Origin of the sequence: Mycobacterium sp., assembly GCF_049281135.1 — a bacterium.
Classification (GTDB): Bacteria; Actinomycetota; Actinomycetes; order Mycobacteriales; family Mycobacteriaceae; genus Mycobacterium.
Window position 1 is genome coordinate 1 of the sequence record NZ_JBAPRN010000358.1, and the last position, 6,919, is coordinate 6,919.

A 6,919-nucleotide genomic window follows, 5' to 3' on the forward strand; every position below is an offset into this window, starting at 1 on the left:
GGGTGGAGAGCCTGTTCTACTTGCCGCCGGAGATCTTCCAGAACTCGGACTTCCAGTTTGGCTTGAGCTTGATGGTGTCGCCCGACGGCAAGGCCGCGCGCTTCATCATCACTCACGCCGTGGATCCCGCGACGGCGGAGGGCATCAAGTCCGTCGATCAGGAGCGCAATGCGGCGAAAGAGGCGCTGAAACTCACTTCGTTGGAGAACGCCGACATCTACCTTGGCGGCACCGCCGCGACGTTCAACGACATCGCCACCGGCGCCTGGTACGACCTGCTGATCGCCGCGGTGGCGTCGATCGTGCTGATCTTCATCATCATGGTGCTCGTCACCCGCGCTTTGGTCGCTGCGGGAGTCATCGTCGGCACGATCGTGCTGTCGCTAGGCGCGGCGTTCGGATTCTCGACGCTGATCTGGCAGCATCTGGGCCATTTCCAGTTGCACTGGGTGGCAACGGAATTCGCGTTGATCGTGCTGCTGGCTGTGGGGTCCGACTACAACCTGATGCTGGTGTCCCGAATCGAGGAAGAGATCGGCGCCGGCCTGAACACCGGGCTCATCCGCGGCGTGGGTGTGACCGGCCCGGTGGTGTCCGCCGCCGGTGTGGTGTTCGCCGTCACGATGGCCGCGATGCTCTCGAGCGATCTGCGGGCAATCGGTCAGTTCGGGTCCACGATCGGTATCGGCCTGTTGTTCGACACCTTCGTTGTCCGAACGCTGATCACGCCGTCGATCATGACGATCATGGGACGCTGGTTCTGGTGGCCGAAGCGGGTCCGGGTTCGCCCGGCCAGCCAGATGCTTCGGTCCGTCGGGCCGCGTCCGCTGGTTCGTGCGCTGTTGTACCAGCCGCGACATGAGGCACCGCCGGAGTCGTAGACGTAGCACCTGGCGTCAATTCGATTGTGCTTGCGCTGCAACGCGCCAACACCGACCGCCCCGCGGCGCCAGATTACGCCTGGCCGGCCGCGGTGCTGTGTTGAACGTGTACCGGGAGGTCGTCCGCCCAGGGTTGGGTGGTGACCATGTCGTCGACGTCGACGTAGCCCCGCTCGAATTCGCCCGTCGCCGCGTCCACCAGGCGGTACTCCTGGCGCTGGATGTGGATGGGCTGCGCGTCGAGGATCACCACCCGCACGTCGCCGGGCTCGAACCCGCATCGCTGCTGTAGCGCATCAATCAGGCACTCGTTGTGCATGTGCCCATCGCCGAAGTTCCAGCCGAGAACCATTGCGCAGAGATTCTCGCCTTCGCACAGGTTGTAGTCGTCCTCGTCGTAGCCGGCCAACGCACGGTGGACCAGGGTGTAGAGCGCGCGGCCGTGGGTGTTCATCCCCCGGAAGGCAAACGCGAGATGAATGGGGACCTGCACCTCCTCCTTGGTCTTGTACAACCGCTCGAGCTGTAAGTGGTACATGGGGCCGAGCGCGCGGGAGCCGATGCGGAACTTCTCGTCGGCCGAGGGCTTGACGCACCACACCGTGGTGTCCCAGTTGCCGGCGTAATAACGCATCCCGGGCAGAAAGGACACCTTGCGGGGGAACAGGTTTCCGATGACGACGGTTCCGGCCATGACCGTAAACAGGATCGCGACCGGCAGCGGGGTGGCGAGGTTTGACAGGCCCAGCCGCGCGTGCGCCACGAACAACCACAGCACCCCGAAGATCATGAACACGTTCCATTCGAGCGGCACTCCCATCGGGAAGGCCAACAGGATGTTCAGGTGGAACGCGATCATCACGAACGCGGCGATGGTCGTCGGCCAGCCGCCGTGCGAAACGAACAGCAGCAGCGGCACCAGCCCCTCCACGGCAGTCGAGAAGTGGGCGATGAAACCCGCTAATCCGCTGGGCCGCAAGTCATCCGGATATTGCTTGAACAACGCGCGCTTGAGCGCGCCCGAGGGGATGAATGGGTTGTTCGCCAGCATCGTCGAGATCACGAAGGGGAAGTGCCGGTTGAGCTTGGACGTCGCTGCGCCCAGCCAGATCACCATGAAGACCACCTTGGCCCCGACGACGATGTCCGCCCCGGGGAACAGGAACACCAGCGCCAGGGGCGCGTACACCTCGCCGCGGGCGGCCAGGAAGATGACCTTGTCTCGCAGGCCGATCACGGCCAGGACTGTCAGAATCGCGACGGTCTGCCAACGCGGCACGACGCCGATCGTCGTGCCCAGCGCGGGAATTGGGTCGGACCCGTCGGACACCAGCCCAAGGACCAGCAACCCGAGCAAGATGCCGTAAAGCAGTGCGTCGAACGGTGTTCTGTCGTTTCCCTTGGTCAGCGGAACCCGCTCGGGCCAGGGGGGAAGCCGGATGGTGCCGGGACGTAGCCAGTACAGGATCGATCCCATCGGCGGGAAGTAGCGACCGGCCAGCGGCCCGAAGCAGCAACCGAGGCCTACGACCTCGAACAGCATCGTGTACAGCACAGCCTTTTCGAACACGATCGGCTCTGTCCACCACGCGGCGACATCGGTGAACCCGTCGATGCCGTTCGTGGACCATGCGAACAGCCAGGCACCGAGAACGTAGAGCGCGATCTTGATGCCGTACATAACGTGCATGATCAGTGGGGTGCCGAAGCCGTTCTCGGCGATGTGGCGCACCATCGGCACCACCCGTTCGGCACGCGGCTTCTTGCTCCACTCGGCCATGTCGACGACGGGCAGGTTGGGCTGGACGAATCCCATTGCGGCTCCTTCGGCGCAGCTCTTCCCGAGGTGCCAATCAACCGTCTGGCACGAGAAAAAACTACTCCCAGCAATCACTGGTGAGGCAGGATTTGCGCGGTCGACAAGGACCACAGATATGGCCGACGTTTTGAAGTGCGCCGTCAGGGTTTCGAACCCCGGACCCGCTGATTAAGAGTCAGCTGCTCTACCAACTGAGCTAACGGCGCGTGCATCCTGCTGGACTGCGTTTGCGACAATAACAGTCATTCCGTCGGGGGACGAAATCGTCGAGGCTGCGATCGGTCGCTGATGACTGTTAACAGTCGTCCACCGCTTAGAATACTCCGCAGTAACAAACCAATACACGTCGTGAAGGGGAACAACGCAGGTGGGGGATCGTTTCATCAGGTCACACCAGCGAGGCCGGCGGTTGCTGGCTGTGCTGATGGTGCCGCTTGCCGTTTTCGGGGCGGCGGCCTGCAGCGGCAGCGGCGGCCCTCCGGCGCCGAAGGCCATCATGGACAAGGCCACACCGTTCGGTGACCTGCTCGTCCCCAAACTCAGCGCATCGGTGACCGACGGCGCTGTCGGCGTTGCGGTGGACAGCCCGGTGACTGTCAACGCCGACGACGGCGTGCTGGCCTCCGTCGAGATGGTCAACGAAAACGGCGGGAGCGTCGACGGCCAACTCAGTCCCGACGGCGTGCACTGGGCTACTACGGAGCGGCTGGGCTACAACAGGATGTACACGTTGACCGCCAAAGCCCGCGGGCTCGGCGGAGTGGCCACCCGCCAGTTGACGTTCCAGACTCACTCGCCGCACAACCTGACCATGCCGTACGCCATGCCGCACGACGGCGAGGTGGTGGGTGTCGGCGAGCCGGTGGCGATCCAGTTCGACGAGGCCATCGCGAACCGTGAGGCCGCCGAAAAGGCCATCGTGGTGACGACCGATCCGCCCGTCGAGGGCGCGTTCTATTGGCTGAACAAGCGCGAAGTTCGTTGGCGCCCAGAGCATTTCTGGAAGCCTGGGACGAACGTGAACATCGCGGTCAACACCTACGGTGTCGACTTGGGTGACGGGGTTTTCGGCGAGGACAACGTGCGCTCACACTTCACCGTCGGGGACGAAGTCATCGCGACCGCCGACGACAACACCAAGGTGGTGACGGTGCGCGTCAACGGTGATGTGGTCAAGACCATGCCGACGTCGATGGGCAAGGACAGCACTCCCACCGCCAGCGGTACCTACATTCTCGGTGTGCGATTCGCGCACATGATCATGGATTCGTCCACCTATGGCGTTCCGGTCAACTCGCCCAACGGATATCGCACCGAGGTGGATTTCGCCACCCAGATGTCCTACAGCGGGGTATTCGTGCATTCGGCGCCGTGGTCGGTGGGGGCTCAAGGTCACACCAACACCAGCCACGGCTGCCTCAACGTGAGCCCGAGCAATGCTCAATGGTTCTTCGAGCACACCAAGCGCGGCGACATCGTGCAGGTGCTCAACACGCTTGGCCCGCCACTGTCGGGGACCGAAGGGCTCGGCGACTGGAACATCCCGTGGGATCAGTGGCACGCCGGCAATGCCAAGGCGTGACACCGATTGGTTACGCCGCATTTGTTATCTAGCAACCTAATTCGGGCTCGACACGCCGTCTGAGCGCCCCTCCGTTCCAGCGGCCGGTGACGCTTTTAGCCTTATACGCGTGAATGAAACTCTCGCTCGTCCAGCCGAGGTGGGCGTCAGTCGTAATGTCCGCGGTCAACTTGCTCTGTTAAGCGGCCACGTGCTGTGGCAGGTGGTCGGTGTCGCCGTCGGCGCAATCGGCTACGCGGCGGAGGCGGGCGGGTTCGAGCTCGAGATGCGCAGGGCCGCCTCGCGCAGTCAACGCTAAGCCGGCAACGTCCAGCCTCATCAACTTGCGCGGGTCTCGAACAATGCCGGGTCGGCCACGATCACGCTCGGCGCGACATCTCCCGTGCGTGTCGCGACAAATGGAGTCCGGTACACCGTTCCTTGCTTGCCGCATTCATTGCTGAGGATGGTGCCGATCTCAATGCCTCGAAGCGTTCCGCCGGGCTGTGGGTCCCAGGACCATAGCCGCGTCTCGTCGTCGGTGAGCGGCTGTGTTGTGCCGTCGCACTGCGAGGGTGCCTGAAGGACGGGCATGCCCTGCCAATGACCGTCGGTAAAGCGGAGAACACCTGTCGTGCCGTTGCCCTCTTGTTGGTTGGATTCGTCCAATTCAGATCCGGCGGCCACGCATCCGGCCGACGTACATACGGAACGAAAAGCCCACCACTGCTGGACCGCGGTGGCGAGGCCCGTCACCGCGCCGTTGATCGTCTGATTCTGCAGATCGAAGTCCACCCGGTAGGTGCCGTCCAGGACGGGGCCCGCGACGTGTGGTGCTGTGGTATTGGTCGACGGGGAGCTGCTGACTGTCGCCGGATCGGCGACTGCGACGCTGGCCGGCACGTCCCCGACCCGAGCCGCCACGACCGGGGCCACGGCAACCTGTCCCTGCAAGCCGCATTCGTTGGTGAGCGCGGTGCCCGTCTTTGCGCCGGTCAGTGTGCCGTTCGGCTGGGGCGCCAGTGACCAGGTCAGCATGACGGTATTAGCGCCTGCGACGACTTGACCGTCTGTGCCGAGGCAGCGCGGCTGACCAAGTTGGCGCTGCACGGGCGCGGATTGCCAGTGGCCGTCGACGAAATGGTATTCGGCTGACGTGGCGGGGGTATGCGCCACCTGGTGGTCTTTCGGATCAAGCTCGGTCGCCGTGGCGACACATCCGGTGGATTTGCACGACGAGCGCAGAGCCCACCATGAGGTCGTGTCGGTGGTGTGCACGGCGTAGGGGGCGCCGTTGATTGTTTGCTTGTTGTAGTCGTAGTCGAAGCTGTAGGTGCCGTCGAACGGTGCGACAGCAGGTACCGGGGGGCTGGTTGCCGAGCTGGCCTGCGAGGCAGAGACGGTGCCCGTCGTCGGCCGCATCACGAACGCAACGACACCGATGGCAGTGAGCAACACTGCGGCTATCGCCGCAGCGACGAGAATCCGGGATCGGCTGCGCGGCTTCGGCTTTCCCGCGCCCGGTGGAGTCTCGCGCGCCGCGGTGCCCAACAATGACGCGGCCGATGTCACGCGGGGAGACGGTTGAGTCTCGCGCTCCATGATCGGCGCGGCGACCGTGATATCGCCCTCGGTGCGGTCGGTATCCGCACCGGCCCGCCTGCTGAGGGCCGCGGCGAAGTCGCGACATCGTTCGAACCGGTCGGCGGGGTTCTTGGCCAACCCCTGCGACAGCACCTCATCGAGGTTCGTCAATTCCGGACGCCGGTCGCTCAGCTTAGGCAGTGGTGCGGTGAGATGCCGGCTGATGACCGCTACCGGATTGGAATGCTCATACGGTGGCACACCAGTGAGAAGGTGAAACGTGGTGGCCGCCAACGCGTATTGATCGGCTCGACCATCGATGTCTTCGCCCATCAACTGCTCGGGCGCGGCGTAGGTGACGGTGCCCATGATGAAATTGGTCGCGGTGAGCCCGCTGATGTCACCGAGTGGTCGCGCAATCCCGAAGTCGGCTAACAGGATTCGCCGTTTGCCATCCCGAGGCTCGGCGACCAAGATGTTCGCCGGCTTGACGTCGCGGTGCAAGAGCCCTTGGCCGTGCGCGTAATCGAGGGCGGCGGCCACGGCAGAGACGATGGCGCATACGTCCTGTATCGGCATCCCCGCCGGGTAGCGGTCCTTGACCAACCGCGCTGCGTCCGTGCCGTCGACGTAGTCCATGGCGATCCAGAGCTGACCATCGAACGCGCCGCGATCATGCACCGCGACGATGTTCGGGTGCCACAACGAGGCGGCCAGGTCGGCTTCGCGCTGAAACCTCTCACGGAACTCGCCGTCCGCCGTTATCGCTTCGGAGAGAATTTTCAGGGCATCGTGGCGCGGCAGCCTGGGATGCTGAGCGAGATAGACCTCGGCCATCCCGCCAGACCCCAGCGGCCGCAACACGATGTACCCGTCAAAGGTCACCCCGACCTCTAATGACATGCGCGGATGGTACCGCCGCAGCCCTATATGGTTTCTAAATGGAGCGCGTGGATGCGCAAACCCGGATAGCGTAAGGCACCTGATCGTGCGCCGGAGTGACGCAGCATTGGCCGGTAGTTTCTTATCAGGTGTGCGACCTGAAACGTTGTCCAATATCGGTGATCCGCGCAG

General features: G+C 63.9%; 5 protein-coding genes and 1 tRNA gene. 3 read left to right on the forward strand and 3 right to left on the reverse strand.

Features of this window, described 5'->3' with window-relative positions:
* The coding region (locus tag WAN02_RS14380; RefSeq protein WP_422264875.1) for an MMPL family transporter at positions 1 to 881 on the forward strand (881 nt) is incomplete at its 5' end.
* A gap of 73 nt (positions 882 to 954) precedes the next feature.
* Here the strand turns inward: WAN02_RS14380 and WAN02_RS14385 are convergent.
* Positions 955 to 2,697, reverse strand: coding sequence for a DUF3556 domain-containing protein (locus WAN02_RS14385; RefSeq protein ID WP_422264876.1), 1,743 nt, complete (start codon positions 2,695 to 2,697; stop codon positions 955 to 957).
* 136 nt (positions 2,698 to 2,833) lie between these two features.
* Positions 2,834 to 2,906: transfer RNA gene (locus tag WAN02_RS14390), tRNA-Lys, on the reverse strand.
* A 218-nt stretch (positions 2,907 to 3,124) separates the two neighbouring features.
* On the opposite strand from WAN02_RS14390, the gene WAN02_RS14395 reads away from it, so the two are divergent.
* Positions 3,125 to 4,282 carry a L,D-transpeptidase gene (locus WAN02_RS14395; RefSeq protein WP_422264879.1) on the forward strand — a complete coding sequence of 386 codons (1,158 nt, stop codon included), beginning with the start codon at positions 3,125 to 3,127 and terminating at the stop codon, positions 4,280 to 4,282.
* Between the two features lie 109 nt (positions 4,283 to 4,391).
* Positions 4,392 to 4,580: a hypothetical protein gene (locus WAN02_RS14400; protein ID WP_422264877.1), complete on the forward strand. Its 189-nt coding sequence runs from the start codon at positions 4,392 to 4,394 to the stop codon at positions 4,578 to 4,580.
* 20 nt (positions 4,581 to 4,600) lie between these two features.
* On the opposite strand, the gene WAN02_RS14405 is transcribed toward WAN02_RS14400, so the two are convergent.
* Positions 4,601 to 6,748 carry a serine/threonine-protein kinase gene (locus WAN02_RS14405; RefSeq protein WP_422264878.1) on the reverse strand — a complete coding sequence of 716 codons (2,148 nt, stop codon included), beginning with the start codon at positions 6,746 to 6,748 and terminating at the stop codon, positions 4,601 to 4,603.
* Positions 6,749 to 6,919 lie beyond the last annotated feature (171 nt).

Excerpts from the sequence above, each read along its gene's own strand:
- WAN02_RS14385 (WP_422264876.1), bottom strand. The coding sequence starts at position 2,697 with ATGGGATTCGTCCAGCCCAACCTGCCCGTCGTCGACATGGCCGAGTGG.
- WAN02_RS14395 (WP_422264879.1), top strand. The coding sequence starts at position 3,125 with ATGGTGCCGCTTGCCGTTTTCGGGGCGGCGGCCTGCAGCGGCAGCGGC.
- WAN02_RS14405 (WP_422264878.1), bottom strand. The coding sequence starts at position 6,748 with ATGTCATTAGAGGTCGGGGTGACCTTTGACGGGTACATCGTGTTGCGG.